Annotated in this window: 37 protein-coding genes; 3 read left to right on the top strand and 34 right to left on the bottom strand. The window is 57.3% G+C overall.

The window, feature by feature from the left end:
* Positions 1–39 precede the first annotated feature (39 nt).
* Positions 40–1,377, top strand: a complete 1,338-nt coding sequence (locus AC58X1_RS22040; RefSeq protein ID WP_497429456.1) for an MFS transporter — start codon at positions 40–42, stop codon at positions 1,375–1,377.
* 3 nt (positions 1,378–1,380) lie between these two features.
* Positions 1,381–1,665 (top strand): YciI family protein, encoded by a 285-nt coding sequence (locus tag AC58X1_RS22035; RefSeq protein ID WP_101322328.1) that lies wholly within the window; start codon positions 1,381–1,383, stop codon positions 1,663–1,665.
* A gap of 124 nt (positions 1,666–1,789) precedes the next feature.
* On the opposite strand, the gene AC58X1_RS22030 is transcribed toward AC58X1_RS22035, so the two are convergent.
* The 3 genes from AC58X1_RS22030 to AC58X1_RS22020 all read right to left on the bottom strand — a co-directional run bounded on the left by AC58X1_RS22030 (position 1,790) and on the right by AC58X1_RS22020 (position 4,419).
* On the bottom strand, positions 1,790–2,239 hold the full coding sequence (locus AC58X1_RS22030; protein WP_497429455.1) for a hypothetical protein: 450 nt from the start codon (positions 2,237–2,239) through the stop codon (positions 1,790–1,792).
* Between the two features lie 209 nt (positions 2,240–2,448).
* Positions 2,449–3,015, bottom strand: coding sequence for a single-stranded DNA-binding protein (locus tag AC58X1_RS22025; protein WP_101322330.1), 567 nt, complete (start codon positions 3,013–3,015; stop codon positions 2,449–2,451).
* 9 nt (positions 3,016–3,024) lie between these two features.
* Positions 3,025–4,419, bottom strand: coding sequence for an MFS transporter (locus AC58X1_RS22020; protein WP_430326686.1), 1,395 nt, complete (start codon positions 4,417–4,419; stop codon positions 3,025–3,027).
* 129 nt (positions 4,420–4,548) lie between these two features.
* Between AC58X1_RS22020 and uvrA the strand changes: the two genes are divergently transcribed.
* Positions 4,549–7,383, top strand: a complete 2,835-nt coding sequence (gene uvrA / locus AC58X1_RS22015) for an excinuclease ABC subunit UvrA (RefSeq protein ID WP_178080799.1) — start codon at positions 4,549–4,551, stop codon at positions 7,381–7,383.
* Positions 7,384–7,458: 75 nt separating this feature from the next.
* On the opposite strand, the gene bfr is transcribed toward uvrA, so the two are convergent.
* The 31 genes from bfr to AC58X1_RS21860 all read right to left on the bottom strand — a co-directional run.
* Positions 7,459–7,923 (bottom strand): bacterioferritin, encoded by a 465-nt coding sequence (gene bfr / locus AC58X1_RS22010; RefSeq protein WP_101322333.1) that lies wholly within the window; start codon positions 7,921–7,923, stop codon positions 7,459–7,461.
* 161 nt (positions 7,924–8,084) lie between these two features.
* Complete coding sequence (locus tag AC58X1_RS22005; protein WP_150573346.1) at positions 8,085–9,524, bottom strand: catalase; 1,440 nt, start codon at positions 9,522–9,524, stop codon at positions 8,085–8,087.
* Positions 9,525–9,694: 170 nt separating this feature from the next.
* Positions 9,695–10,081: a 50S ribosomal protein L17 gene (gene rplQ, locus AC58X1_RS22000; protein ID WP_003255451.1), complete on the bottom strand. Its 387-nt coding sequence runs from the start codon at positions 10,079–10,081 to the stop codon at positions 9,695–9,697.
* A gap of 42 nt (positions 10,082–10,123) precedes the next feature.
* The gene (locus AC58X1_RS21995; RefSeq protein WP_003255452.1) at positions 10,124–11,125 is read right to left on the bottom strand and encodes a DNA-directed RNA polymerase subunit alpha; all 1,002 of its coding nucleotides are present in this window, start codon (positions 11,123–11,125) and stop codon (positions 10,124–10,126) included.
* Positions 11,126–11,147: 22 nt separating this feature from the next.
* On the bottom strand, positions 11,148–11,768 hold the full coding sequence (gene rpsD, locus AC58X1_RS21990) for a 30S ribosomal protein S4 (protein ID WP_101322335.1): 621 nt from the start codon (positions 11,766–11,768) through the stop codon (positions 11,148–11,150).
* Positions 11,769–11,783: 15 nt separating this feature from the next.
* Positions 11,784–12,173, bottom strand: a complete 390-nt coding sequence (gene rpsK, locus AC58X1_RS21985) for a 30S ribosomal protein S11 (RefSeq protein WP_012270237.1) — start codon at positions 12,171–12,173, stop codon at positions 11,784–11,786.
* A gap of 30 nt (positions 12,174–12,203) precedes the next feature.
* The gene (rpsM, locus tag AC58X1_RS21980) at positions 12,204–12,560 is read right to left on the bottom strand and encodes a 30S ribosomal protein S13 (protein ID WP_101322336.1); all 357 of its coding nucleotides are present in this window, start codon (positions 12,558–12,560) and stop codon (positions 12,204–12,206) included.
* 131 nt (positions 12,561–12,691) lie between these two features.
* Positions 12,692–12,808 (bottom strand): 50S ribosomal protein L36, encoded by a 117-nt coding sequence (rpmJ, locus tag AC58X1_RS21975; RefSeq protein ID WP_011531897.1) that lies wholly within the window; start codon positions 12,806–12,808, stop codon positions 12,692–12,694.
* 28 nt (positions 12,809–12,836) lie between these two features.
* On the bottom strand, positions 12,837–14,168 hold the full coding sequence (gene secY / locus AC58X1_RS21970) for a preprotein translocase subunit SecY (RefSeq protein ID WP_101322337.1): 1,332 nt from the start codon (positions 14,166–14,168) through the stop codon (positions 12,837–12,839).
* The gene (gene rplO, locus AC58X1_RS21965; RefSeq protein ID WP_010220318.1) at positions 14,169–14,603 is read right to left on the bottom strand and encodes a 50S ribosomal protein L15; all 435 of its coding nucleotides are present in this window, start codon (positions 14,601–14,603) and stop codon (positions 14,169–14,171) included.
* Between the two features lie 3 nt (positions 14,604–14,606).
* Complete coding sequence (gene rpmD / locus AC58X1_RS21960) at positions 14,607–14,786, bottom strand: 50S ribosomal protein L30 (RefSeq protein ID WP_101322338.1); 180 nt, start codon at positions 14,784–14,786, stop codon at positions 14,607–14,609.
* Positions 14,786–15,286 (bottom strand): 30S ribosomal protein S5, encoded by a 501-nt coding sequence (gene rpsE, locus AC58X1_RS21955; protein WP_003255465.1) that lies wholly within the window; start codon positions 15,284–15,286, stop codon positions 14,786–14,788. Before rpsE ends, rpmD begins: the two co-directional genes overlap by 1 nt.
* 3 nt (positions 15,287–15,289) lie before the next feature.
* Positions 15,290–15,640, bottom strand: a complete 351-nt coding sequence (gene rplR / locus AC58X1_RS21950; RefSeq protein WP_029614571.1) for a 50S ribosomal protein L18 — start codon at positions 15,638–15,640, stop codon at positions 15,290–15,292.
* A gap of 10 nt (positions 15,641–15,650) precedes the next feature.
* Positions 15,651–16,184, bottom strand: coding sequence for a 50S ribosomal protein L6 (gene rplF / locus AC58X1_RS21945; RefSeq protein WP_003255469.1), 534 nt, complete (start codon positions 16,182–16,184; stop codon positions 15,651–15,653).
* 12 nt (positions 16,185–16,196) lie between these two features.
* Positions 16,197–16,589: a 30S ribosomal protein S8 gene (gene rpsH / locus AC58X1_RS21940; RefSeq protein WP_101322339.1), complete on the bottom strand. Its 393-nt coding sequence runs from the start codon at positions 16,587–16,589 to the stop codon at positions 16,197–16,199.
* 203 nt (positions 16,590–16,792) lie between these two features.
* Positions 16,793–17,098 (bottom strand): 30S ribosomal protein S14, encoded by a 306-nt coding sequence (gene rpsN, locus AC58X1_RS21935; RefSeq protein WP_101322340.1) that lies wholly within the window; start codon positions 17,096–17,098, stop codon positions 16,793–16,795.
* A 13-nt stretch (positions 17,099–17,111) separates the two neighbouring features.
* Positions 17,112–17,651, bottom strand: a complete 540-nt coding sequence (gene rplE, locus AC58X1_RS21930) for a 50S ribosomal protein L5 (RefSeq protein ID WP_101322341.1) — start codon at positions 17,649–17,651, stop codon at positions 17,112–17,114.
* A gap of 20 nt (positions 17,652–17,671) precedes the next feature.
* Positions 17,672–17,986 carry a 50S ribosomal protein L24 gene (gene rplX, locus AC58X1_RS21925; RefSeq protein ID WP_003255476.1) on the bottom strand — a complete coding sequence of 105 codons (315 nt, stop codon included), beginning with the start codon at positions 17,984–17,986 and terminating at the stop codon, positions 17,672–17,674.
* 11 nt (positions 17,987–17,997) lie between these two features.
* The gene (rplN, locus tag AC58X1_RS21920) at positions 17,998–18,366 is read right to left on the bottom strand and encodes a 50S ribosomal protein L14 (protein WP_011063774.1); all 369 of its coding nucleotides are present in this window, start codon (positions 18,364–18,366) and stop codon (positions 17,998–18,000) included.
* A gap of 23 nt (positions 18,367–18,389) precedes the next feature.
* Entirely contained in the window at positions 18,390–18,656 is a 267-nt protein-coding gene (gene rpsQ / locus AC58X1_RS21915) for a 30S ribosomal protein S17 (RefSeq protein ID WP_101322342.1), read from the bottom strand.
* Between the two features lie 2 nt (positions 18,657–18,658).
* Positions 18,659–18,850 (bottom strand): 50S ribosomal protein L29, encoded by a 192-nt coding sequence (rpmC, locus tag AC58X1_RS21910; RefSeq protein ID WP_002555481.1) that lies wholly within the window; start codon positions 18,848–18,850, stop codon positions 18,659–18,661.
* Complete coding sequence (gene rplP / locus AC58X1_RS21905; RefSeq protein WP_009397508.1) at positions 18,850–19,263, bottom strand: 50S ribosomal protein L16; 414 nt, start codon at positions 19,261–19,263, stop codon at positions 18,850–18,852. Before rplP ends, rpmC begins: the two co-directional genes overlap by 1 nt.
* 12 nt (positions 19,264–19,275) lie before the next feature.
* Positions 19,276–19,962: a 30S ribosomal protein S3 gene (gene rpsC / locus AC58X1_RS21900; protein WP_003255481.1), complete on the bottom strand. Its 687-nt coding sequence runs from the start codon at positions 19,960–19,962 to the stop codon at positions 19,276–19,278.
* Positions 19,963–19,975: 13 nt separating this feature from the next.
* Complete coding sequence (gene rplV, locus AC58X1_RS21895; protein ID WP_003103908.1) at positions 19,976–20,308, bottom strand: 50S ribosomal protein L22; 333 nt, start codon at positions 20,306–20,308, stop codon at positions 19,976–19,978.
* An 11-nt stretch (positions 20,309–20,319) separates the two neighbouring features.
* Complete coding sequence (gene rpsS / locus AC58X1_RS21890) at positions 20,320–20,595, bottom strand: 30S ribosomal protein S19 (protein WP_002555486.1); 276 nt, start codon at positions 20,593–20,595, stop codon at positions 20,320–20,322.
* A gap of 16 nt (positions 20,596–20,611) precedes the next feature.
* Positions 20,612–21,436: a 50S ribosomal protein L2 gene (gene rplB, locus AC58X1_RS21885; RefSeq protein WP_101322343.1), complete on the bottom strand. Its 825-nt coding sequence runs from the start codon at positions 21,434–21,436 to the stop codon at positions 20,612–20,614.
* A gap of 14 nt (positions 21,437–21,450) precedes the next feature.
* A complete protein-coding gene (gene rplW, locus AC58X1_RS21880) occupies positions 21,451–21,750 on the bottom strand; it encodes a 50S ribosomal protein L23 (RefSeq protein ID WP_010220306.1) in 300 nt (99 codons plus the stop codon).
* Complete coding sequence (gene rplD / locus AC58X1_RS21875; protein ID WP_101322344.1) at positions 21,747–22,349, bottom strand: 50S ribosomal protein L4; 603 nt, start codon at positions 22,347–22,349, stop codon at positions 21,747–21,749. The genes rplW and rplD overlap by 4 nt, the downstream gene beginning before the upstream one ends.
* Before the next feature lie 12 nt (positions 22,350–22,361).
* Positions 22,362–22,997, bottom strand: a complete 636-nt coding sequence (gene rplC, locus AC58X1_RS21870) for a 50S ribosomal protein L3 (RefSeq protein WP_101322345.1) — start codon at positions 22,995–22,997, stop codon at positions 22,362–22,364.
* A gap of 81 nt (positions 22,998–23,078) precedes the next feature.
* The gene (gene rpsJ / locus AC58X1_RS21865; RefSeq protein WP_003186070.1) at positions 23,079–23,390 is read right to left on the bottom strand and encodes a 30S ribosomal protein S10; all 312 of its coding nucleotides are present in this window, start codon (positions 23,388–23,390) and stop codon (positions 23,079–23,081) included.
* 142 nt (positions 23,391–23,532) lie between these two features.
* A partial coding sequence (locus tag AC58X1_RS21860; RefSeq protein WP_497429527.1) for an EF-Tu C-terminal domain-related protein occupies positions 23,533–23,659 on the bottom strand: 127 nt, incomplete at its 5' end.

Below are 23,659 nucleotides of genomic sequence, written 5' to 3'. Positions count from 1 at the left end.
GCAAGACCCGTCCACCACAATTACAAGAAAGGCTAACCCATGCAAACTCACGCGACCGACAATCGGCGCATGGCCCGCAGAGCTGCATTCGGCAGTTTTCTGGGCAGTGTCGTCGAGTATTACGACTTTTTTATCTACGGCTCTGCTGCCGCGCTGGTCTTCAGCACGCTGTTCTTTCCCTCGTCTGACCCGATGGCGGGGACGTTGGCAGCCCTGGCCACGTTCGGCGTCGGTTACCTGGCCCGGCCCGTAGGCGCGCTGGTCTGCGGCCACCTTGGCGACCGCTTCGGGCGTAAACAGGTACTGATGATGACCCTGATGCTGATGGGCATCGCCACGTTCACCATCGGCCTGCTGCCCACCTACGCCAGCATCGGCGCATGGGCGCCAGCGTTGCTGGTGCTGTGCCGCCTGCTGCAGGGCTTTTCTGCTGGCGGCGAGCAGGTCGGCGCCAGCCTGCTGACCATGGAGCACGCTCCGGGCAAGAGCAAATCGTTCTACACCAGCTGGCTGATCAATGGCGCATCGATGGGCTCGATCCTCGCCACGTCAGTATTCATCCCACTAACGATGCTGAGTGAGGAACAGTTGCTGAGCTGGGGCTGGCGGATCCCGTTCCTGCTCAGTGCAGTAATGGTCATCATCACCTGGATAATCCGCCGCGGCGTCGAAGAAAGCCCGGAATTCAAAGCCAGTAAAGCCAAGCCAGAACACTTGCCTGTCGCTGATCTGTTCCGCCATGAAGGGCGCGCCTTCATCATTGTGTTCTGCTGCGCCCTGATCTGCTCGGTGTCGTCGCTGGTGATGATCTTTGGCTTATCCTGGGCGACCAACAATCAGGGGGTCGAGCGCGCGTCGATGCTCACGGCCATTGCCGCGAGTCAGGCCGTCGCCCTCCTCTGCCAACCACTGTTCGGCCTGCTGGCTGACCGCATCGGCCGCAAGCGTATCTTCACCCTGGGCGCGTTCGCCTGCAGCGCTGGAGTGTTCTTGTTCCTGTGGTCGATCACCACCGGGAACATCGGCCTGATCATGTTTAGCACCGTGCTGCTCAAATCTGTGCTCTACAGTGCGCCGAATGCACTATGGCCATCCTTCTATGCCGAGATGTTCAGCATCCGTGTGCGCTACACCGGGGTTGGCCTGGCGACCCAACTGAGCTTCATCATCGCCGGCTTCTCACCAAGCATTTGCTATGCGCTGATGGCTGATAACCACGACTGGTTGCCGGTAGCCTGCTTCATTGGTGGCCTTGCACTGATTGCGGCAATTGCTGCGCTGGTATCGCGGCCAGCGGGCGAAGCCGCTCCTGCGACGCATCAGCCGATGCAGCAACACGCGCGGCACTGTGCCGAAAACCCAACCTTCAGGAACTGAACCATGCAATTTGCGCTTATCGCCTACGATTACGACGATGCCCTTGAACGCCGCCTGCAGTGCCGTGAAGAGCATGTGGCGCGCTTGCACGCGCTGGCCGCCAGTGGCAATTTCCTTGGCGGCGGAGCACTGCTCAACACCGAGGGCAAGATGATCGGCTCCAACGTGCATGTCGCTTTTGAGTCCCGCGCCGCACTCGATATCTGGCTGCAGAGTGAACCCTACCTTGAGCAGAAGGTGTGGGAAAAGGTCGAAGTGCTGGAAATCAAGCGACTGCAGATTGGTTGAAGCTGATCGGCAGCGTGTTTGAAGTCTAAATTGCATGATCCCAAAAGGCCCTCGGCGCGTTGCAGCGCTGGGGGCCTTCGCTACTCCAGACAAGCGCGGGATTCCAAGACGCTCAGCAAGCGAATCATTGATTCAATGTAATCTCAAATTTATCTTCACCCAGGTGAGTGATCTTGACGGTATTAGACACATCCTGACCGTCTTCAGACTTTAACTGATAGTTGGCCTGCAAATAGGACTCGCAGGTCATGATTTCCTTCGAACCCAACTTGCTGCCCACAGCCATGCACACACTACCAATCGTTGCGATAGGCCCCGGATAGATCTGTATATACTCGAATAACGTCGGCCCAGCCATGCTGTTATACGTTATGGTTTCCGGGCCGAAGATCATGGTGATGACACCGATGGCTGTCACGAGAAAGCCCACGCCTACCAACAGCCAGTAGGCATACACTGCGCCGCCCTCCTCAGCGTTGACGTATGCCTGATAGGCATCGACAAAGCCGGCAACGCAATACTCGCTTTGCGAGTCTTTGACTGTAATTCGACTTGAAGAAATGATGTCCTGCATGGGCCCGCTCCTTGAAAAAGCGGATTGTACTTAATAAATTCGGGCATTGATTACCAAGCAAGCAACCTCAGAAACTTCCTACACTAAAAGTTATCTTTGAAGCACACCTGCAACTTCCACTAACAAACCATCGAAACATTGACATCGAGTCAATAAAAAAGCCCGCAGCATAAGATGCTGCGGGCTTTTTATTACGACAAGACTATTGATTAAAACGGAATATCGTCATCAAAGCTGTCGAAGTCAGCTGCCGGCTGTGGCGCTGGCTGTTGCGGCGCCGGGCGCTGCTGAGCCTGCTGCGGGCGTGGTGCCTGCTGACGCGGTGCCTGCTGCTGTGGCTGCTGGTTGTACTGCTGTGGCTGACCACCGCCCTGGTTGTAGTTGTTACCACCACCCTGGTTGTACTGATCACCGCCGCCTTGTTGGTTCTGCGGGCGGCCGCCGAGCAGCTGCATGGTGCCTTGCATGTCGACGATGATTTCAGTGGTGTAGCGCTTGATGCCGTCTTTTTCCCACTCGCGGGTCTGCAGCTTGCCCTCGATGTAGACCTGGGAACCCTTGCGCAAGTACTCACCGGCGATTTCGGCAACTTTGCCGAACATCGACACACGGTGCCACTCGGTACGCTCGACCTTCTGACCGGACTGCTTGTCGGTCCACTGCTCGCTGGTGGCCAGGCTCAGGTTGGTCACGGCGTTACCGTTGGGCAGGTAGCGGACTTCGGGATCCTGACCACAGGTACCGACCAGAATGACTTTGTTAACCCCACGGGCCATAACGTTCTCCTAGGCTTCGCACGCCGATGAGGCTGGATTTACCAGACGCTCGAGGGTCGCACGGTCCAAAATTTTCGTATCCAGTTTGATATAGATGGCGGCTTCTTCTGCCACCACCACGGCGTCGGTCACACCCGGCACGGCCATCAGGCGTTCGGTCAACCCGGCTTCCCGGACCGCCTCAGGCGTCAGTGGCATGCGCAGGCTGGTCACATAGGGCGGCTCGTTCATGCTCAAGGCGACGACCAACCACACAGCACACAGCAGCGCACAACCGACGAACACCATGCCCAGACCACCATGCTGGAACAACCAGCCACCGATGATTCCTCCCAGCGCGGCACCGAGGAACTGGCTAGTGGAATAAACCCCCATGGCCGTTCCCTTGCCGCCGGCGGGCGACACCTTGCTGACCAGCGAAGGCAAGGATGCCTCCAGCAGGTTGAAGGCAGTAAAGAATATCACGGTGCCGATCACCAGTCCGTGCAAGTTGTCAGCCCACTGCCAGAAGAACACCTCGACCAGCAGCAGGACGCTCACCGCGCCGAGCAACACACGCTTCATCTTGCGCTTTTTTTCGCCGTAGATAATGAACGGCACCATTGCAAAAAATGAGACGAACAACGCGGTCAGGTATACCCACCAGTGTTCTTCCTTGGGCAGGCCGCCGCGCTCGACAAAGGCCAAGGGCAGCGCAACGAAGCTGGCCATGAGGATCGCATGCAGGACGAAAATACCCACGTCCAGGCGCAGAAGGTCCGGATGACGCAGGGTTGGGCCGATGGCCTTGCGCGCCACCCCCGACTCGCGGTGCTGCAGGGTGCTGTGCGCATGCGGCACGAGGAAGGCCACCAGCAGGATGCCGACCAGGGCAAGTCCTGCAGTCGCGAGGAACAATCCCGACAAGCCAAAGGCGCGCGTCAACAATGGCCCCACAACCATTGCCACGGCAAACGACAAACCGATGCTCATGCCGATCATGGCCATGGCCTTGGTCCGGTGCTGTTCTCGGGTCAGGTCGGAGAGCAGCGCCATGACCGCTGCCGAGATCGCCCCGGCGCCCTGCAGAATGCGCCCGGCGATCACGCCCCAGATCGAGTCGGCCTGGGCTGCCAGCACACTGCCGAGGGCGAAGATGATCAGCCCAAGGTAGATCACCGGGCGCCGGCCGATGCGGTCGGAGATCATCCCGAACGGGATCTGCAGCACCGCCTGGGTCAGGCCGTAGGCACCGATGGCCAGGCCGATCAGCGCAGGCGTGGCGCCGGCCAGGTCCATGCCGTAGGTGGCAAGTACCGGCAGCACCATGAACATGCCCAGCATACGAAAGGCAAAGACCAGGGCCAGGCCACCGGCGGCGCGAGTCTCGCTACCACTCATGCGCTCGTTGTGGGTGTCGTGCATGGATAAACCTCGTGTGAACCGGCGGCGATTCTATCAGTCCCACGCCTTGACGGCATATACGCGACGCTTTGCCGCGTAATGGCAGCGCGCCGTATACTTCTATGTTTATGCCCGCCAAGCGAGGCCGCAGTGGACAAGATTCTGATTCGTGGGGCACGTACCCACAACCTGAAGAACATCGACCTGACCCTGCCCCGGGACAAGTTGATCGTGATCACCGGTTTGTCCGGTTCCGGCAAGTCATCGCTGGCTTTCGACACCCTCTACGCCGAGGGTCAACGCCGTTATGTCGAGTCGTTGTCGGCTTACGCCCGGCAATTCCTGTCGATGATGGAAAAGCCCGACGTCGACACCATCGAGGGCCTTTCGCCGGCAATTTCGATCGAGCAGAAATCGACCTCGCACAACCCGCGCTCGACGGTCGGCACCATTACCGAAATCTACGACTACCTGCGTCTGCTGTATGCACGGGTAGGTACCCCGCGCTGCCCGGACCACGACATTCCGCTGGAAGCGCAAACCGTGAGCCAGATGGTCGACCTGGTGCTCGAACAGCCAGAGGGCAGCAAGTTGATGCTGCTGGCGCCGGTCATCCGCGAGCGCAAGGGCGAGCACCTGGCGGTGTTCGACGAGCTGCGCGCGCAGGGCTTTGTGCGCGTGCGGGTCAACGGCAAGCTGTACGAGATGGACGAGCTGCCGACCCTCGAGAAACAGAAAAAACACAGCATCGATGTCGTGGTCGACCGTTTCAAGGTCCGCAGCGACCTGCAGCAGCGCCTGGCCGAGTCGTTCGAGACAGCGCTGAAGCTGGCTGACGGCATTGCCCTGGTCGCGCCGATGGACGACGAGCCCGGCGAAGAAATCATCTTCTCTGCGCGCTTTGCCTGCCCGGTCTGCGGCCATGCCATCAGCGAGCTGGAACCCAAGTTGTTCTCCTTCAACAACCCGGCTGGCGCGTGCCCGACCTGCGATGGCCTGGGCGTGAAGCAGTACTTCGACACCAAGCGCCTGGTCAATACCGAGCTGACCCTGGCCGAGGGCGCGATCCGTGGCTGGGACCGGCGCAACGTGTACTACTTCCAGATGCTTGGCTCGCTTGCCGCGCATTTTGGCTTCAGCCTGGAACAACCGTTCGCTGAACTGGCAGCAGAGGATCAAAAGATCATTCTGCAGGGCAGCGGCAAGCAGAACGTCGACTTCAAATACCTGAATGACCGTGGCGATATCGTCAAGCGCTCGCACCCGTTTGAAGGCATCGTGCCGAATCTGGAGCGACGTTACCGCGAGACCGAGTCGGCCACGGTGCGTGAAGAGCTGGCCAAGTTCCTCGGTACGCAGCCATGCCCGGACTGTCGCGGCACGCGCCTGCGCCGTGAGTCGCGGCATGTATGGGTTGGCGAGAAAACCCTGCCAGCGGTGACCAACCTGCCGATTGGCGATGCCAGCACCTACTTCAGCGAGCTGACCCTGACCGGTCGCCGCGGCGAGATCGCTTCGAAGATCCTCAAGGAGATTTGCGAGCGTCTGCAGTTTCTGGTCAACGTCGGCCTTGATTACCTGACCCTGGATCGCAGTGCCGACACCCTCTCCGGTGGCGAAGCGCAGCGTATTCGCCTGGCCAGCCAGATCGGCGCGGGCCTGGTCGGCGTCATGTATATCCTCGACGAGCCTTCGATTGGCTTGCATCAGCGCGATAACGACCGCTTGCTCGGCACGCTCAATCACTTGCGCGACCTGGGCAACACGGTGATTGTGGTGGAGCACGACGAGGACGCCATTCGCCTGGCTGACTACGTTGTCGACATCGGCCCGGGCGCTGGTGTACACGGTGGCCAGATCGTTGCAGAGGGCACGCCACAGGAGGTCATGGACCACCCTGATTCGCTGACCGGTGCCTACCTGTCCGGGCGCAAGAAGATCGCTGTGCCGGCCAAGCGCACTCCCCGTGACAAGAAGCTGTCGCTCAAGCTCAAAGGCGCGCGTGGCAACAACCTGCAGAACGTCGATCTGGAAATCCCGATAGGCTTGCTGACTTGCGTGACCGGTGTCTCCGGGTCGGGCAAGTCGACGCTGATCAACAACACGCTGTTCCCGCTGGCGGCGACTGCGCTGAACGGCGCTACCAGCCATGAGGCCGCCGCACACAGCAGCATGGACGGCCTGCAGCATCTGGACAAAGTGGTCGACATCGACCAGAGCCCGATTGGCCGCACCCCACGCTCCAACCCGGCGACCTATACCGGCATCTTCACGCCGGTGCGCGAGCTGTTTGCAGGGGTGCCCGAGTCGCGTGCGCGCGGTTATGGTCCGGGACGGTTCTCGTTCAACGTCAAGGGCGGCCGCTGCGAAGCGTGTCAGGGCGATGGCCTGATCAAGGTCGAGATGCACTTCCTGCCGGACATCTACGTGCCCTGCGACGTGTGCAAGAGCAAGCGCTACAACCGCGAGACGCTGGAGATCAAGTACAAAGGAAAGAACATCCACGAGGTGCTGGAAATGACCATCGAGGATGCCCGCGCATTCTTCGATGCAGTGCCGGCGCTGGCGCGCAAGCTGCAGACGCTGGTGGATGTCGGCCTGTCGTACATCAAGCTTGGTCAGTCGGCCACGACCCTCTCCGGGGGCGAGGCGCAGCGGGTCAAGCTATCCCGTGAGCTGTCCAAGCGCGATACCGGCAAGACGCTGTACATCCTCGATGAACCGACTACCGGCCTGCACTTCGCCGATATCCAGCAGTTGCTCGATGTACTGCACCGCTTGCGCGATCACGGCAACACCGTAGTGGTGATCGAACACAATCTGGACGTGATCAAGACCGCCGACTGGCTGGTCGACCTCGGCCCGGAGGGCGGCTCCAAGGGCGGCCAGATCATCGCGGTGGGTACGCCTGAAGAGGTGACCAAGATGAAGCAGTCGTATACCGGCCACTACCTCAAGCCGTTGCTGGAGCGTGACCGGGCGTAAGCCTACAAAAAAAGCCCCCGGTAGCGAGCTACCGGGGGCTTTTTTACAACCATGCAGCCCGTTACGGCAAGCTGATTACATCTGCGATTGCAGGTAGTTCTGCAGGCCGATGACCTTGATCAGACCCTGCTGCTTTTCCAGCCAATAAGTGTGATCTTCTTCGGTATCAGCCAACTGCTGACGCAGGATGTCGCGGCTGATGTAATCCTTGTGCGTTTCGCACAATTCAATGCCTTTGCACAACGCTGCGCGCACCTTGTACTCGAGGCGCAAGTCGGCTGCGAGCATTTCCGGCACAGTGGTGCCCACGTCCAGATCATCCGGACGCATGCGCGGGGTGCCTTCCAGCATGAGAATGCGGCGCATCAGGGCGTCGGCGTGTTGCGCCTCTTCTTCCATTTCATGGTTGATGCGCTCGTAGAGCTTGGACAAGCCCCAGTCTTCGTACATGCGCGAATGAATGAAATACTGATCACGTGCTGCCAGCTCGCCGGTGAGCAACGTGTTGAGGTAATCGATTACGTCCGGGTGACCTTGCATCGCCCTGGTTCTCCATGTGAAAGCGCTATGTGCATAGTGTGAACCAGGACTGCTGCAAGGTCACTGAAAAACGCGCAATAACATGCAAAAAAACGCCTAAACAGTAGTGATATTCATTGAAAAACCGCCCAAATGAGGGCGGTTCTACTTATCATTCCGACTCAGGCGAGATTCAGCCCCAACGCCTTGGCAATTCCTTCGCCGTAGGCTGGATCTGCCTTGGAGAAGTGCTGCAACTGGCGCATCACCACAACTGCGCTGACACCTGCCATGGTGCCGGCAATGTTGTTGATCAGCAGTGTTTGTTGCTCAGGGCTCATCAAGCGGAACAAGGCGCCGGCGTGGCTGTAGTAATCGCCGTCCTCACGGTGGTCGTGACGATCGGCTGCGCCGTTCAGGGCAAGCGCCGGTTCGGCATGCTGCGGCGACTGCTTGGGCGCGTCGCTGTAGCTGTTCGGCTCGTAGTTGGGCGCACTGCCATAGCTACCGGAAGCCATCGCGCCATCGCGCTGGTAGCTGTGCACCGGGCTGCGAGCGGCGTTTACCGGCAGATGCTGGTGATTGGTGCCTACGCGGTAGCGGTGCGCATCGGCATAGGCAAACACACGCCCCTGCAGCATCCGGTCTGGCGACAGGCCGACACCTGGAACCATGTTGCTCGGGCCGAAGGTGGCTTGCTCGACTTCGGCAAAGTAGTTGAGCGGGTTGCGGTTGAGCTCAAGCACGCCAACCTCGATCAACGGGAATTCCTTCTGCGACCAGGTCTTGGTCACATCGAAAGGATTCTCCGCTCGATTGGCTGCCTGCTCCTCGCTCATGACCTGAATGCACACAGTCCAGCGCGGATAGTCACCGCGTTCAATCGCCTCGAACAGGTCACGCTGGGCGTAATCAGGGTCAGTACCCGCCAGACGCGCTGCTTCGGCCGGTGCCAGGTTCTTGATGCCCTGCTGAGTCTTGTAGTGCCATTTGACCCAGGTGCGCTCACCGCTCGCGCTGATCAGGCTGTAGGTATGGCTGCCGAAGCCGTGCATGTGACGGTAGCCGTCCGGGATACCCCGATCAGAGAACAGGATCGTGACCTGGTGCAGCGCCTCAGGCGAATGCGACCAGAAGTCCCACATCATCTGGGCGTTCTTCAGGTTGCTCTGCGGATGGCGCTTCTGCGTGTGGATGAAGTCAGGAAACTTCAGGGGGTCGCGGATGAAGAACACCGGGGTGTTGTTGCCCACGATGTCCCAATTGCCTTCCTCGGTGTAGAACTTGAGCGCGAAGCCACGCGGGTCACGTTCGGTGTCAGCCGAGCCGCGCTCGCCACCTACAGTGGAGAAGCGCAAAAAGGTCTCGGTTTGCTTGCCAACCTTGTCGAACAATTTGGCGCAGGTGTAGCGGGTGATATCGCGGGTTACGGTGAAGGTACCGTAGGCGCCCGAGCCCTTGGCGTGTACACGGCGCTCAGGGATGTTCTCGCGGTTGAAGTGGGCGAGTTTTTCCAGCAGGTGGAAGTCGTCGAGCAGCAGCGGGCCGCGAGGGCCGGCCGAACGGGAATTCTGGTTGTCAGCTACAGGTGCACCGCTGGCGGTGGTAAGAATCTTGCTCATGGGCTCTCCTTGACGGTCTTGATCTGCCGTTTGTCGGCTTGCGGACAGTATCGGGGAGCGGCATGCCAAGAGCTAATTCATTGATCGAGTTGAGGCGATAGGAATTAACAATAATTACAGAAACAAAAAACCGGGCACTAGGCCCGGTTTTTTGTAGCAGACAGAACGTCTTACTCGGCAGCTTCTACAGCACCACCGACTGGACGATCAACCAGCTCGACGTACGCCATAGGCGCGTTGTCGCCAGCGCGGAAACCGCACTTCAGGATACGCAGGTAGCCGCCCTGACGGGTGGCGTAGCGCTTGCCCAGATCGTTGAAGAGCTTGCCAACAGCGGATTTCGAACGGGTACGGTCGAAAGCCAGACGACGGTTGGCTACGCTATCTTCCTTGGCCAGGGTGATCAGCGGCTCGGCAACGCGGCGCAGTTCCTTGGCTTTTGGCAGAGTAGTTTTGATCAGCTCGTGCTCGATCAACGACACTGCCATGTTCTGGAACATAGCCTTGCGGTGAGAGCTGGTACGGCTCAGGTGACGTCCACTTTTACGATGACGCATGATTCATTCCTTACCAAACACTACGTTCGGTGATTACGACGATCAGGCAGTCGCCTTGTCGTCCTTCTTAAGACTTGCAGGCGGCCAGTTGTCGAGGCGCATGCCGAGGGACAGACCACGGGAAGCCAAAACGTCCTTGATTTCAGTCAGGGACTTCTTGCCCAGGTTAGGAGTTTTCAACAGCTCTACTTCGGTGCGCTGAATCAGGTCGCCGATGTAGTAGATGTTCTCCGCCTTGAGGCAGTTGGCAGACCGTACGGTCAGTTCCAGGTCGTCAACCGGACGCAGCAGGATCGGATCGATCTCGTCTTCCTGCTCGACCACTACCGGCTCACTGTCACCTTTGAGATCCACGAACGCGGCCAGCTGCTGTTGCAGGATGGTCGCGGCACGACGGATTGCCTCTTCTGGGTCCAGAGTACCGTTGGTTTCCAGATCAATGACCAGCTTGTCCAGGTTGGTACGCTGCTCAACACGGGCGTTTTCGACCACATAGGCGATACGACGCACCGGGCTGAACGAAGCGTCCAGCTGAAGACGGCCAATGCTGCGGCTTTCATCTTCGTCAGTCTGACGAGAGTCGGCCGGCTCGTAACCGCGACCACGAGCTACAGTGAGCTTCATGTTCAGGGCGCCGTTGGACGCCAGGTTCGCGATTACGTGATCGGGGTTGACGATCTCGACATCGTGATCCAGCTGAATATCGGCAGCGGTAACCACCCCCGAACCCTTTTTCGACAAGGTCAGCGTAACTTCGTCACGACCGTGCAGTTTGATAGCCAGGCCTTTCAGGTTCAACAGGATTTCAATTACGTCTTCCTGTACACCTTCGATCGCGGAGTACTCATGGAGTACGCCATCGATCTCGGCCTCGACTACTGCACAGCCAGGCATGGAGGACAACAGGATGCGGCGCAGCGCGTTGCCCAGGGTATGGCCGAAACCACGCTCGAGAGGCTCGAGCGTAATCTTGGCGCGGGTCGGACTGACTACCTGCACATCAATGTGGCGGGGAGTCAGGAACTCATTTACCGAAATCTGCATGGATGCACCTATTTTCTAGCCCTTACTTGGAGTAGAGCTCGACAATCAGGTTTTCGTTGATGTCGGCAGACAGGTCGCTGCGAGCAGGAACGTTCTTGAAAACGCCCGACTTTTTAGCAGCATCCACGTCTACCCACTCAACGCGGCCGCGCTGAGAGCACAGTTCAAGGGCTTGAACAATGCGCAGCTGGTTCAGCGATTTCTCACGAACCGAGACCACGTCACCCGGACGAACTTGGTAAGATGGAATGTTTACAGTCTTACCGTTGACGCTGATCGCTTTGTGCGAAACCAGCTGACGCGACTCGGAACGAGTCGAGCCGAAGCCCATACGGTAAACGACGTTATCCAGACGGCACTCGAGCAGTTGCAGCAGGTTCTCACCAGTTGCGCCTTTTTTCGAGGCTGCAGCTTGGTAGTAACCGCGGAACTGACGCTCCAGAACACCGTAGATACGACGGACTTTTTGTTTCTCGCGCAGCTGGGTACCGTAGTCGGACTGACGGCCACGGCGCTGGCCGTGGATACCTGGGGCTGCTTCGATGTTGCACTTCGATTCCAGAGCGCGAACGCCGCTCTTCAGGAAAAGGTCAGTGCCTTCACGGCGAGACAGTTTGCATTTTGGACCAATGTAACGTGCCATTTATCTGTCTCCTGATTACACGCGACGCTTCTTCGGCGGACGGCACCCGTTATGCGGGATTGGCGTCACGTCGGTGATGCTGGCGATCTTGTAGCCGCAGCTGTTCAAAGCACGAACGGCGGACTCACGACCTGGACCTGGACCCTTGACGTTTACGTCGAGGTTTTTCAGACCGTATTCCAGCGCAGCTTGACCAGCTCGTTCAGCAGCAATCTGAGCTGCAAACGGGGTGGATTTGCGCGAACCACGGAAACCCGAACCACCGGACGTTGCCCAGGACAAAGCATTGCCCTGACGGTCGGTGATGGTCACGATGGTGTTGTTGAAAGACGCGTGGATGTGGGCGATGCCATCAACCACTGTCTTTTTGATTTTTTTACGAGGACGAGCAGCAGGTTTTGCCATGTCTATTTTCCTGTCGATTCGCTGGTGCGATTACTTGCGGATCGGCTTACGCGGGCCCTTACGGGTGCGTGCATTGGTCTTGGTGCGCTGACCGCGAACCGGCAGACCTTTACGATGGCGCAGACCGCGGTAGCAGCCCAGGTCCATCAAGCGTTTGATCTTCATGTTGATGTCACGGCGCAGATCACCTTCAGTGGTGAACTTGGCGACTTCGCTACGCAGCGTTTCAATCTGCTCGTCGCTCAGATCCTTGATCTTTGCGGCTGGGTTAACCCCAGTGTCTGCACAAATCTTCTGTGCAGTTGTGCGACCGACACCATAGATGTAGGTCAGCGAGATAACAGTGTGCTTGTTATCTGGAATGTTGACGCCTGCAATACGGGCCATTCAGTGGGACTCCAATTGACAGCTACCTACGCCCCGGAAGCCAAGAAATAGGGCGCGAGATAATATCGCTGTAGAAACAATTAATCAACCCAGCAGCGCACTAGCTGCTGGGCTTGTAGCGCGGATCACACTCAGCCTTGGCGCTGCTTGTGACGCGGTTCCGCGCTGCAAATTACTCGCACGATACCTTCGCGGCGAATAATCTTGCAGTTACGGCACAGCTTTTTCACCGATGCACGAACTTTCATGACCAACTCCTCGAACCTTAGGGGCCTGTCAGCGCAGCAAGCTGCTGCCGCCATAGCCTTTCAGGTTGGCTTTCTTCATCAGGGATTCGTACTGGTGCGAAACGAGGTGGGATTGTACTTGGGACATGAAGTCCATCACAACCACTACCACGATCAACAACGACGTCCCGCCGAGATAGAACGGCACGTTTGCAGCCACCACAAGGAACTGGGGCAGAAGGCATACGGCCATCATGTAAAGAGCACCGAACATGGTCAGACGAGTCAGAACGCCATCAATGTAGCGCGCCGACTGCTCACCAGGACGGATACCCGGAATAAAGGCACCGGACTTCTTCAGGTTTTCCGCTACGTCTTTCGGGTTGAACATCAACGCTGTGTAGAAGAAGCAGAAGAAAATGATCCCTGCACTAAACAGCAAAATGTTCAACGGCTGACCAGGAGCGATCGACTGCGAGATGTCTTGTAGCCAGCCCATACCTTCGGACTGACCGAACCAGGCACCCAGCGAAGCCGGGAACAGCAGAATGCTGCTGGCGAAAATAGCCGGGATTACCCCTGCCATGTTCACCTTGAGCGGCAAGTGGCTGGTCTGCGCAGCAAAGACCTTGCGGCCCTGCTGACGCTTGGCGTAGTGAACGGCGATTCGACGCTGACCACGCTCAATGAACACCACAAAACCGATAATCGCTACTGCCAGCAAACCGATAGCGACCAGGGCGAAAATGTTGATATCGCCTGTGCGCGCAGACTCGAAAGACTGCCCGATTGCTCTCGGAAGACCGGCAACGATACCCGCGAAAATCAACATCGAGATACCGTTGCCCACACCGCGCTCGGTAATCTGCTCACCCAGCCACATCATGAACATTGCGCCTGCCACGAAGGTGGAGACGGCAACCACATGGAAGCCAAGGCTTGCAGAGAACGCCACGCCCTGGTTGGCCAAGCCAATGGACATGCCAATCGCTTGAACCAATGCCAGGATTACAGTGAGGTAGCGGGTGTACTGGCTGATCTTGCGACGGCCAGCTTCACCTTCCTTCTTCAACTGCTCCAGCTGTGGGCTGACAGCGGTCATGAGCTGCATGATGATCGATGCCGAGATGTACGGCATGATCCCCAGTGCAAAGATGCTCATACGCTCCAGCGCACCACCGGAAAACATGTTGAACAAGCTAAGAATGGTCCCCTCATTCTGTCGAAACAGATCCGCCAGACGGTCCGGGTTGATGCCAGGCACCGGGATATGCGCACCTATCCGATAGACGATGATCGCCATGAACAGAAAGCGCAGACGAGCCCAGAGTTCCGACATCCCGCCCTTACCGAGCGAAGAGAGAGCACCTTGCTTAGCCATTTATTCCTCGAATTTGCCGCCAGCTGCTTCGATAGCCGCACGCGCACCTTTGGTGGCTGCGATGCCCTTGATGGTAACTGCGCGAGTGACTTCGCCAGACAGCATGATTTTCACACGCTGTACGTTCTGGTTGATCACGTTGGCATCCTTCAAGGATTGCACGGTGACAACATCGCCTTCCACTTTGGCCAGCTCGGACAGACGCACTTCTGCGCGGTCCATGGCTTTCAGCGAAACGAAGCCGAATTTCGGCAGACGACGGTGCAGCGGCTGTTGACCGCCTTCGAAGCCCGGAGCGATGGTGCCACCGGAACGGGAGGTCTGACCTTTGTGGCCGCGGCCACCAGTCTTACCCAAACCGCTACCGATACCACGACCCGGACGATGCTTCTCGCGACGGGAACCCGGCGCTGGACTCAGATCATTGAGTTTCATCGATTAACCCTCGACGCGCAGCATGTAGTAAGCCTTGTTGATCATCCCGCGATTCTCGGGAGTATCAAGTACTTCTACGGTGTGACCAATGCGACGCAGACCCAGGCCTTTAACACACAGTTTGTGGTTAGGCAGACGGCCGGCGGTGCTTTTGATCAGCGTGACTTTAACGGTGGCAGCCATTAGAAGATCTCCTCAACGCTCTTGCCGCGCTTGGCAGCAATGGATTCAGGAGATTGCATGGCCTTCAGACCCTTGAAGGTGGCGTAAACCACGTTCACTGGGTTGGTCGAACCGTAGCACTTGGCCAGAACGTTCTGGACACCAGCAACTTCCAGGACAGCACGCATAGCGCCGCCAGCGATGATACCGGTACCTTCGGAGGCAGGCTGCATGTAAACCTTCGAGGCGCCGTGGGCGGCCTTGGTGGCGTACTGCAGAGTGGTGCCTTTCAGGTCAACCTGAATCATGTTGCGACGGGCAGCTTCCATGGCTTTCTGAATCGCGGCTGGTACTTCGCGCGATTTGCCACGGCCGAAGCCTACACGGCCCTTACCATCACCAACCACGGTCAACGCGGTGAAGGTGAAGATACGGCCGCCTTTGACGGTTTTGGCTACGCGGTTAACTTGAACCAGCTTCTCGATGTAGCCTTCGTCGCGCTTTTGATCGTTATTTGCCATAACTTAGAACTCCAGCCCGCCTTCACGAGCAGCATCAGCCAGCGCTTTGACGCGGCCATGGTACTTGAAGCCGGAACGGTCAAAGGCAACTTGAGATACACCGGCGGCTTTCGCGCGCTCAGCTACCAGCTTGCCAACCTTAGTGGCCGCGTCGATGTTGCCGGTGGCGCCATCACGCAGGTCTTTGTCCAAGGTAGAGGCGCTTGCCAGAACCTTGCTGCCGTCGGCCGAGATGACTTGGGCATAAATGTGCTGCGAGGAGCGGAACACGCACAAACGCACGGCTTCGAGCTCGTGCATTTTCAGGCGTGCTTTGCGAGCGCGACGCAGTCGAGTAACTTTTTTGTCGGTCATTTGCTAGGCCCTACTTCTTCTTGGCTTCTTTACGACGGACGACTTCGTCCGCGTAACGCACACCTTTGCCTTTGTACGGCTCTGGTGGACGGAAGTCGCGGATTTCAGCGGCCACCTGACCTACCAGCTGCTTGTCGATGCCCTTGATCAGGATATCGGTCTGGCTAGGCGTTTCAGCGGTGATGCCGGCTGGAAGCTCGTAGTCTACTGGGTGAGAGAAGCCCAGAGCCAGGTTCAGGACGGTGCCCTTGGCCTGAGCCTTGTAACCAACACCGACCAGCTGGAGCTTGCGCTCGAAGCCTTGGCTTACGCCTTGGACCATGTTGTTCACCAGAGCGCGGGTAGTACCGGCCATGGCGCGAGCTTGCTGGTCACCATTGCGAGCGACAAAACGCAGCTCACCAGACTCTTCGGTAACTTCAACAGACGAATGAACGTTCAGTTCGAGAGTGCCCTTGGCACCCTTCACCGAAAGCTGTTGGCCGGCGAATTTGACTTCGACACCGGACGGCAGCTTTACGGGGTTCTTAGCGACGCGAGACATGCTTATCCCCCCTTAGAACACTGTGCACAGAACTTCGCCACCAACACCGGCGGCACGTGCAGCACGATCCGTCATCACACCTTTGTTGGTGGAGACGATAGACACGCCCAGACCGCCACGAACTTTCGGCAGATCTGTAACGGCCTTGTACTGACGCAGGCCTGGTCGGCTGGCGCGCTTCAGCTCTTCGATGACCGGACGGCCTTCGAAGTACTTCAGCTCGATCGACAGGGAGGGTTTGACTTCGCTGCTTACCTGGTAACCAGCGATGTAACCTTCGTCCTTCAGAACTTGGGCAACCGCAACCTTCAGAGTCGAAGAAGGCATGCTTACGACGGACTTTTCAGCCATCTGGGCATTACGGATGCGAGTTAGCATGTCCGCTAACGGGTCCTGCATACTCATGGGCTAGATGCTCCTGATACAAGAATTATTAGCCTCTCGGCTATCACAACCACCCAAGCACCCAGGACAAAAGACCCGGGCTCGGGTGAGCCGATCATTCTAGACACAACCTAGAAACGAAACAAGCCCCATATAGGGGCTTGTTTAGAAGCGAGGTCACCGGCGGTCGGAAGATTGCTCCCCTCCCGCCAGAACCCTGGTGCTTACCAGCTGGCTTTAACCAGACCTGGTACGTCACCACGCATTGCAGCTTGACGCAGCATGTTACGGCCCAGACCGAACTTACGGTATACACCGTGAGGACGGCCGGTCAGGCGGCAACGGTTGCGCAGACGAGCGGCGCTGGCGTCACGCGGCTGCTTTTGCAGTGCGACGACGGCGGCATAACGCTCTTCTGGCGATGCGTTCAGGTTGACGATGGTCGCTTTCAGCTCGGCACGCTTTTTGGCGTACTTGGCTACCGTGAGCTGACGCTTCAGCTCGCGGTTTTTCATGCTCTTCTTGGCCATTTTCCTACTCCAATCAGTTGCGGAACGGGAATTTGAATGCACGCAGCAGAGCGCGGCCTTCGTCATCCGAACGAGCAGTGGTGGTCAGGGTAATGTCCAGACCGCGCAGAGCATCGATCTTGTCGTAGTCGATTTCCGGGAAGATGATCTGCTCTTTCACGCCCATGCTGTAGTTGCCACGACCATCGAAGGACTTGGCATTCAGGCCGCGGAAGTCGCGAACCCGAGGCAGGGAGATCGCCAGCAGGCGATCCAGGAACTCGTACATACGGTCACGGCGCAGAGTAACTTTAACGCCGATCGGCCAACCTTCACGAACCTTGAAACCCGCAATCGACTTGCGAGCGAAAGTCACGACCGGCTTTTGACCAGTGATCTTTTCCAGGTCGGCTACAGCGTTTTCGATGACTTTTTTGTCACCGACAGCTTCGCCCAGACCCATGTTCAGGGTGATCTTGGTTACGCGTGGAACTTCCATCACGTTCGCGAGCTTAAGTTCTTCCTTAAGCTTGGGAGCGATTTCGTTCCGGTAAATCTCTTTGAGTCGTGCCATTGTCTTCTACCTAGCAGTGTTCAAGCATCAACCGCTTTCTGGGTCGACTTGAAGACACGAATTTTCTTGCCGTCTTCAACCTTGAAGCCAACGCGGTCAGCCTTGTTGGTTTCACCATTGAAAATGGCAACGTTGGAAGCGTGCAGAGGCGCTTCTTTTTCGACGATACCGCCCTGTACGCCCGCCATCGGGTTAGGCTTGGTATGGCGCTTGACCAGGTTTACACCACCGATGACCAGACGGTCGTCAGCGAGAACCTTCAGCACCTTACCGCGCTTACCTTTGTCTTTGCCGGCGATCACGATGATCTCGTCGTCACGACGAATCTTTTGCATGTCGGATCTCCTTAGAGCACTTCAGGGGCGAGCGAGACGATCTTCATGAACTTCTCGTTGCGAAGTTCACGGGTCACTGGCCCGAAGATGCGAGTGCCGATCGGCTCTTGCTTGTTGTTCAGCAGAACAGCAGCGTTACCGTCGAAACGAATGATGGAACCGTCAGCGCGACGTACACCATGACGGGTACGTACGACTACGGCGGTCATCACCTGGCCTTTTTTGACCTTACCGCGCGGAATTGCTTCCTTGACGGTTACTTTGATGATGTCACCGATGCCGGCGTAACGACGGTGGGAACCGCCGAGAACCTTGATGCACATGACGCGACGAGCGCCGCTGTTATCGGCCACATCGAGCATGGATTGAGTCTGAATCATAAAATTTCTCCGACCCCTAGCCCTTAGACTTCAACAGCGCGTTCGAGGACTTCAACCAGTGCCCAAGACTTGGTCTTGGCCAGCGGACGAGTTTCGCTAATGGAAACCTTGTCGCCGATTTTGCACTGATTGGTTTCGTCGTGCGCGTGCAGCTTAGTCGAACGCTTAACGTATTTACCGTAGATCGGGTGCTTTACGCGACGCTCGATCAGAACGGTGATGGTCTTGTCCATTTTGTCGCTGACGACACGGCCAGTCAGCGTACGGACGGTTTTTTCAGCTTCAGCCATGATCACTTACCTGCCTGCTGGTTGAGCACAGTTTTCACGCGAGCGATGTCACGCTTAACTTGCGAGAGCAGGTGCGACTGCCCCAACTGGCCAGTTGCTTTCTGCATACGCAGATTGAACTGGTCGCGCAGCAGGCCGAGCAGTTGCTCGTTCAGCTGCTGTGCCGATTTTTCACGAAGTTCATTCGCTTTCATCACATCACCGTCCGCTTAACAAAGGAGGTGGCGAGTGGCAGCTTTGCAGCAGCCAAGGCGAATGCTTCGCGCGCCAGCTCTTCAGAAACACCCTCGATCTCATACAGGACTTTGCCTGGCTGGATCTGGGCAACCCAGTATTCCACGGAACCCTTACCTTTACCCATCCGCACTTCAAGAGGCTTCTTGGTAACCGGCTTGTCCGGGAACACACGGATCCAGATCTTGCCGCCACGCTTAACGTGACGAGTCAGAGCACGACGTGCAGACTCGATCTGGCGAGCGGTGAGGCGACCGCGGGCGACAGCTTTCAAGGCGAACTCGCCGAAGCTGACTTTGCTACCGCGCAGTGCCAGACCACGGTTGTGGCCGGTCATCTGCTTGCGGAATTTTGTACGCTTAGGTTGCAACATTTGGCGTACCCCTTACTTAGCAGCTTTTTTACGAGGCGCTGGTGCTTGTGGTTTCAGCTCTTCTTGGCGACCACCAATTACTTCGCCTTTGAAGATCCAAACCTTCACACCGATCACACCATAAGTGGTGTGAGCTTCGTAGGTGTTGTAGTCGATATCAGCACGCAGGGTGTGCAACGGCACACGACCTTCGCGATACCACTCGGTACGAGCAATCTCGGCACCGCCGAGACGACCGCTCACCTGGATCTTGATGCCCTTGGCACCAATACGCATGGCGTTCTGCACGGCGCGCTTCATAGCACGACGGAACATTACGCGGCGCTCCAGCTGCTGAGCTACGCTTTGCGCAACCAGCATGGCGTCGAGTTCCGGCTTGCGGATCTCTTCGATGTTGATGTGCACAGGCACACCCATCTGCTTGGTCAGGTCCTGACGCAGCTTCTCAACATCTTCACCTTTCTTCCCGATAACGATACCTGGACGAGCGGTGTGGATGGTGATGCGTGCAGTTTGGGCCGGACGATGGATATCGATACGGCTTACGGACGCGCTTTTTAGTTTGTCTTGGAGGTACTCACGAGTTTTCAGATCCTTCAACAGGTAATCTGCGTAAGTCGCGCCATCTGCATACCAGACGGACGTGTGCTCCTTGACGATTCCCAGGCGAATGCCAGTGGGATGTACTTTCTGACCCATCTGATCGACTCCGTTACTTGTCCGCAACCTTGACAGTGATATGGCAAGACCGCTTGACGATGCGATCAGCGCGGCCTTTGGCACGCGGCATGATGCGCTTCAGCGAACGCCCTTCGTTGACGAAAACGGTGGAGACCTTCAGGTCATCAACGTCTGCGCCTTCGTTGTGTTCGGCGTTGGCAACGGCCGACTCGAGGACTTTCTTCATGATTTCAGCGGCTTTTTTGCTGCTGAAGGCCAACAGGTTGAGCGCTTCGCCCACCTTCTTCCCGCGGATCTGGTCGGCGACCAAGCGGGCTTTCTGGGCGGAGATTCGAGCGCCCGACAACTTAGCGGCTACTTCCATTTCCTAACCCCTTAACGCTTGGCTTTCTTGTCAGCCACGTGCCCGCGATAAGTGCGGGTACCGGCGAACTCGCCCAGTTTGTGGCCGACCATGTCTTCGTTCACGAGAACTGGGACATGTTGACGACCGTTATGTACCGCGATGGTCAGACCGACCATTTGTGGCAGGATCATCGAACGACGCGACCAGGTTTTCACCGGTTTGCGATCATTCTTTTCCGCCGCCACTTCGATCTTCTTCAGTAGGTGAAGATCGATAAAAGGACCTTTTTTCAGAGAACGTGGCACTGTCGTATCCCTCTATTTACTTGCGACGACGGACGATCATTTTGTCGGTACGCTTATTACCACGAGTCTTCGCACCCTTGGTTGGGAAGCCCCATGGCGATACCGGATGACGACCACCGGAGGTACGACCTTCACCACCACCATGTGGGTGGTCAACCGGGTTCATGGCAACACCACGAACGGTTGGGCGAACGCCACGCCAGCGTTTGGCACCAGCTTTACCCAGCGAACGCAGGCTGTGCTCGGAGTTCGAGACTTCGCCCAGGGTCGCACGGCACTCAGCCAGGACTTTACGCATTTCACCAGAGCGCAGACGCAGGGTCACGTAGACACCTTCGCGGGCGATCAGCTGAGCCGAAGCACCAGCGGAACGAGCGATCTGTGCACCTTTACCCGGCTTCAGTTCGATGCCGTGAATGGTGCTACCTACTGGGATGTTGCGCAGCTGCAGGGAGTTACCGGCCTTGATTGGGGCCAGCGAACCTGCGATCAGCTGATCGCCAGCGCTCACGCCTTTAGGGGCGATGATGTAGCGACGCTCACCGTCTGCGTAGCACAGCAGGGCGATGTGAGCAGTACGGTTCGGATCGTATTCGATACGCTCGACAGTGGCTGGAATGCCATCTTTGTCGTTGCGACGGAAGTCGACCAGACGGTAATGCTGCTTATGACCACCACCCACGTGACGTGTAGTGATACGGCCATTGTTGTTACGACCACCAGACTTCGATTTCTTCTCGAGCAGCGGTGCGTGAGGAGCGCCTTTGTGCAGCTCCTTGTTGACCACCTTGACCACGAAACGGCGGCCAGGGGAAGTCGGTTTGCATTTAACGATTGCCATGATGCACCCCTTCCTTACTCAGCACTGCTGCTGAAATCGAGATCTTGGCCTGGCTGAAGGGAGACGATCGCCTTCTTCCAGTCATTACGCTTGCCCAGACCACGTGCGGTACGCTTGGTTTTACCCAATACGTTAACAGTCGACACGTTTTCGACTTTTACGCCGAACAGGCCTTCGACAGCTTTCTTGATTTCCAGCTTGGTTGCATCGGTAGCAACCTTGAATACGAACTGGCCTTTCTTCTCAGCCAGAACGGTAGCCTTCTCGGAAACGTGCGGGCCAAGGAGGACTTTAAATACGCGTTCCTGGTTCATCCCAGCAGCTCCTCGAATTTCTTCACGGCCGACACAGTGATCAACACTTTGTCATAGGCGATCAGACTGACCGGATCGGAACCTTGTACGTCACGAACGTCGACGTGCGGCAGGTTACGAGCAGCCAGGTACAGGTTCTGATCAACAGCGTCCGATACGATCAGGACGTCAGTCAGGCCCATGCCATTCAGCTTGTTCAGCAGATCTTTGGTCTTTGGCGCTTCAACAGCGAAGTCCTGGACAACGACCAGACGGTCGGTGCGCACCAGCTCAGCGAGGATGGAACGCATTGCTGCGCGATACATCTTCTTGTTGAGCTTCTGCGAGTGGTCCTGAGGACGAGCTGCGAAGGTGGTGCCACCGCCGCGCCAGATCGGGCTACGGATGGTACCAGCACGAGCACGACCAGTGCCCTTCTGACGCCATGGGCGCTTACCGCCACCGGATACGTCGGAACGAGTCTTCTGCTGCTTGGTGCCCTGACGGCCGCCGGCCATGTAGGCCACGACTGCTTGGTGAACCAGCGTCTCGTTGAATTCGCCACCGAAGGTCAGTTCGGAAACTTCGATCGCCTGAGCGTCATTTACGTTAAGTTGCATGTCAGTTTCCCCTTAACCGCGAGCCTTGACAGCTGGACGTACAACCACGTCGCCGCCAGTAGCGCCAGGAACGGCACCCTTGATCAGCAGCAGGTTGCGTTCAGCGTCTACGCGAACTACTTCCAGGGACTGCACAGTAACGCGCTCGGCGCCCATGTGACCGGACATTTTCTTGCCCTTGAACACACGACCAGGAGTCTGGCACTGGCCGATGGAACCCGGAACACGGTGCGATACGGAGTTACCGTGGGTGTTATCTTGGCCACGGAAATTCCAGCGCTTGATGGTACCGGCGAAGCCTTTACCTTTCGACTGACCGGTGACGTCTACCAGCTGGCCTGCAGTAAAGAGTTCAGCTTTGATCAGATCGCCAGCCTGGAAATCGCCTTCTTCAAGACGGAACTCCCAAACACCGCGACCAGCGGCAACGTTCGCCTTAGCGAAGTGACCTGCTTGAGCAGCAGTCACACGCGAAGCACGACGCTCGCCTACAGTGATTTGCACTGCACGGTAGCCATCAGTTTCTTCGGTTTTGAACTGGGTGACGCGATTCGGCTCGATCTCAACGACCGTGACCGGAATGGAGACACCTTCTTCGGTGAAAATACGGGTCATACCGCATTTACGACCGACTACACCAATAGTCATGTTGTAAACCTCATGAGTGTACGGGGCTTTCACCCGCTATGGCCGCCCATTTCAGAGCGTTACACGGTTAAGACCGAAGTCTTAGCCGAGGCTGATCTGTACTTCCACACCTGCCGCAAGGTCCAGCTTCATCAGCGCATCAACGGTTTTATCCGTTGGCTGGACGATGTCCAGAACGCGCTTATGAGTGCGGATCTCGTACTGGTCACGCGCGTCTTTGTTGACGTGCGGGGAGACCAGAACGGTGAAACGCTCTTTGCGAGTAGGCAGTGGAATTGGACCACGCACTTGTGCACCAGTACGTTTCGCGGTTTCCACGATTTCCTGGGTGGATTGGTCGATCAGGCGATGGTCGAAAGCCTTCAACCTGATACGGATTTGCTGATTTTGCATTGGATTTCAGACTCCAGGCTGTTCCCAACGGACGCACTACGCCCGCTAAAAGGAGGCGTGATTCTATAGACGGTCCGATTTTGTGTCAACCCAATAAAAAAGGCCCCCGCTGAGCGGAGGCCTTTTTTAACCGATCGAGTGATTACTCGATGATTTTGGCTACGACGCCGGCGCCGACGGTACGACCGCCTTCACGGATAGCGAAGCGCAGACCGTCTTCCATTGCGATGGTCTTGATCAGAGTGACTTCCATCTGGATGTTGTCACCT

This window comes from Pseudomonas sp. PGPR N4 (assembly GCF_059693665.1).
The sequence above is the reverse complement of the archived record's forward strand: the minus strand, read 5'-3'. Positions and strand labels throughout refer to the sequence as shown.

What these genes read in the sequence shown, in the direction of transcription:
- AC58X1_RS22040 (WP_497429456.1), top strand. Translation starts at nt 40, where the DNA reads ATGCAAACTCACGCGACCGACAATCGGCGCATGGCCCGCAGAGCTGCA.
- AC58X1_RS22035 (WP_101322328.1), top strand. Translation starts at nt 1,381, where the DNA reads ATGCAATTTGCGCTTATCGCCTACGATTACGACGATGCCCTTGAACGC.
- AC58X1_RS22030 (WP_497429455.1), bottom strand. Translation starts at nt 2,239, where the DNA reads ATGCAGGACATCATTTCTTCAAGTCGAATTACAGTCAAAGACTCGCAA.
- AC58X1_RS22025 (WP_101322330.1), bottom strand. Translation starts at nt 3,015, where the DNA reads ATGGCCCGTGGGGTTAACAAAGTCATTCTGGTCGGTACCTGTGGTCAG.
- AC58X1_RS22020 (WP_430326686.1), bottom strand. Translation starts at nt 4,419, where the DNA reads ATGCACGACACCCACAACGAGCGCATGAGTGGTAGCGAGACTCGCGCC.
- bfr (WP_101322333.1), bottom strand. Translation starts at nt 7,923, where the DNA reads ATGCAAGGTCACCCGGACGTAATCGATTACCTCAACACGTTGCTCACC.
- AC58X1_RS22005 (WP_150573346.1), bottom strand. Translation starts at nt 9,524, where the DNA reads ATGAGCAAGATTCTTACCACCGCCAGCGGTGCACCTGTAGCTGACAAC.
- rplQ (WP_003255451.1), bottom strand. Translation starts at nt 10,081, where the DNA reads ATGCGTCATCGTAAAAGTGGACGTCACCTGAGCCGTACCAGCTCTCAC.
- AC58X1_RS21995 (WP_003255452.1), bottom strand. Translation starts at nt 11,125, where the DNA reads ATGCAGATTTCGGTAAATGAGTTCCTGACTCCCCGCCACATTGATGTG.
- rpsD (WP_101322335.1), bottom strand. Translation starts at nt 11,768, where the DNA reads ATGGCACGTTACATTGGTCCAAAATGCAAACTGTCTCGCCGTGAAGGC.
- rpsK (WP_012270237.1), bottom strand. Translation starts at nt 12,173, where the DNA reads ATGGCAAAACCTGCTGCTCGTCCTCGTAAAAAAATCAAAAAGACAGTG.
- rpsM (WP_101322336.1), bottom strand. Translation starts at nt 12,560, where the DNA reads ATGGCCCGTATTGCAGGCGTCAACATTCCAGATAACAAGCACACTGTT.
- rpmJ (WP_011531897.1), bottom strand. Translation starts at nt 12,808, where the DNA reads ATGAAAGTTCGTGCATCGGTGAAAAAGCTGTGCCGTAACTGCAAGATT.
- secY (WP_101322337.1), bottom strand. Translation starts at nt 14,168, where the DNA reads ATGGCTAAGCAAGGTGCTCTCTCTTCGCTCGGTAAGGGCGGGATGTCG.
- rplO (WP_010220318.1), bottom strand. Translation starts at nt 14,603, where the DNA reads ATGAAACTCAATGATCTGAGTCCAGCGCCGGGTTCCCGTCGCGAGAAG.
- rpmD (WP_101322338.1), bottom strand. Translation starts at nt 14,786, where the DNA reads ATGGCTGCCACCGTTAAAGTCACGCTGATCAAAAGCACCGCCGGCCGT.
- rpsE (WP_003255465.1), bottom strand. Translation starts at nt 15,286, where the DNA reads ATGGCAAATAACGATCAAAAGCGCGACGAAGGCTACATCGAGAAGCTG.
- rplR (WP_029614571.1), bottom strand. Translation starts at nt 15,640, where the DNA reads ATGACCGACAAAAAAGTTACTCGACTGCGTCGCGCTCGCAAAGCACGC.
- rplF (WP_003255469.1), bottom strand. Translation starts at nt 16,184, where the DNA reads ATGTCTCGCGTCGCTAAGAACCCCGTAAAGCTGCCGTCCGGTGTCGAA.
- rpsH (WP_101322339.1), bottom strand. Translation starts at nt 16,589, where the DNA reads ATGAGTATGCAGGACCCGTTAGCGGACATGCTAACTCGCATCCGTAAT.
- rpsN (WP_101322340.1), bottom strand. Translation starts at nt 17,098, where the DNA reads ATGGCCAAGAAGAGCATGAAAAACCGCGAGCTGAAGCGTCAGCTCACG.
- rplE (WP_101322341.1), bottom strand. Translation starts at nt 17,651, where the DNA reads ATGGCACGACTCAAAGAGATTTACCGGAACGAAATCGCTCCCAAGCTT.
- rplX (WP_003255476.1), bottom strand. Translation starts at nt 17,986, where the DNA reads ATGCAAAAGATTCGTCGTGACGACGAGATCATCGTGATCGCCGGCAAA.
- rplN (WP_011063774.1), bottom strand. Translation starts at nt 18,366, where the DNA reads ATGATTCAGACTCAATCCATGCTCGATGTGGCCGATAACAGCGGCGCT.
- rpsQ (WP_101322342.1), bottom strand. Translation starts at nt 18,656, where the DNA reads ATGGCTGAAGCTGAAAAAACCGTCCGTACGCTGACTGGCCGTGTCGTC.
- rpmC (WP_002555481.1), bottom strand. Translation starts at nt 18,850, where the DNA reads ATGAAAGCGAATGAACTTCGTGAAAAATCGGCACAGCAGCTGAACGAG.
- rplP (WP_009397508.1), bottom strand. Translation starts at nt 19,263, where the DNA reads ATGTTGCAACCTAAGCGTACAAAATTCCGCAAGCAGATGACCGGCCAC.
- rpsC (WP_003255481.1), bottom strand. Translation starts at nt 19,962, where the DNA reads ATGGGTCAGAAAGTACATCCCACTGGCATTCGCCTGGGAATCGTCAAG.
- rplV (WP_003103908.1), bottom strand. Translation starts at nt 20,308, where the DNA reads ATGGAAGTAGCCGCTAAGTTGTCGGGCGCTCGAATCTCCGCCCAGAAA.
- rplB (WP_101322343.1), bottom strand. Translation starts at nt 21,436, where the DNA reads ATGGCAATCGTTAAATGCAAACCGACTTCCCCTGGCCGCCGTTTCGTG.
- rplW (WP_010220306.1), bottom strand. Translation starts at nt 21,750, where the DNA reads ATGAACCAGGAACGCGTATTTAAAGTCCTCCTTGGCCCGCACGTTTCC.
- rplD (WP_101322344.1), bottom strand. Translation starts at nt 22,349, where the DNA reads ATGCAACTTAACGTAAATGACGCTCAGGCGATCGAAGTTTCCGAACTG.
- rplC (WP_101322345.1), bottom strand. Translation starts at nt 22,997, where the DNA reads ATGACTATTGGTGTAGTCGGTCGTAAATGCGGTATGACCCGTATTTTC.
- rpsJ (WP_003186070.1), bottom strand. Translation starts at nt 23,390, where the DNA reads ATGCAAAATCAGCAAATCCGTATCAGGTTGAAGGCTTTCGACCATCGC.